Origin of the sequence: Paraburkholderia sp. EG304, assembly GCF_046543485.1 — a bacterium.
Lineage (GTDB): Bacteria > Pseudomonadota > Gammaproteobacteria > Burkholderiales > Burkholderiaceae > Paraburkholderia > Paraburkholderia youngii.
Genome location: NZ_JBKGUA010000281.1, coordinates 1 through 646 on the forward strand (window position 1 = coordinate 1; position 646 = coordinate 646).

Annotated in this window: 1 protein-coding gene; it reads left to right on the forward strand. The window is 69.8% G+C overall.

Going from position 1 to position 646, the window contains the following annotated elements:
- Positions 1–94: 94 nt before the first annotated feature.
- Positions 95–646, forward strand: a 552-nt coding sequence (locus ACLFKU_RS43865; protein ID WP_410853403.1) for a HAMP domain-containing protein, incomplete at its 3' end; no start/stop codon positions are given.

Below are 646 nucleotides of genomic sequence, written 5' to 3' on the forward strand. Positions count from 1 at the left end.
TCAGCAAGCTGCGGCGCAAACTCGACGAGGTCGGCCTGGCCAACGTGCCTGCCAGCGTGCGCGGCGTCGGTTACCGGCTGGCGGCGGACCATTGATGCGCCGCTCGGGCCTGAGCCGGCACATCGTGCTGTCGATGTCGCTGATGGTGCTGGCGGTCATCGTGATGGTGATCCTCAGCTCCTACCTGCTGTATGCCGTGCTGGTGGCGTTCTATCCCGGTGGCGCCTCGGAGCCGGTCAGCTGGGTGCCCAGCGGCCCCGAGCTGGTCTGGATGGTGGGCGTGACCCTGCTCGGGCTGACCCTGGCGGTCGCCGCCTCGGTGCGTCTGTCCCAGCGCATCCTCACCCCGCTCAATGCAGTGGTGGACAGCATCGGCCGGCTTGCCGATGGCGACCTGGGCGCGCGTGCCGCGGTCAGTGATCGCTCGCTCGGCGAAGTGGCGCTGCTGGTGGACGACTTCAACGCGATGGCGCGCCGGCTGCAGAACATCGAGGCCGACCGGGTGATGTGGCACGCGGCGATCGCGCACGAGCTGCGCACGCCGGTCACCATCCTGCGCGGCCGCCTGCAGGGCCTGGCCGAAGGGGTATTCGCCCCGGATGAAGGCCAGTTCCGCAGCCTGCTGGCCCAGGTCGAAGGGCTGTCG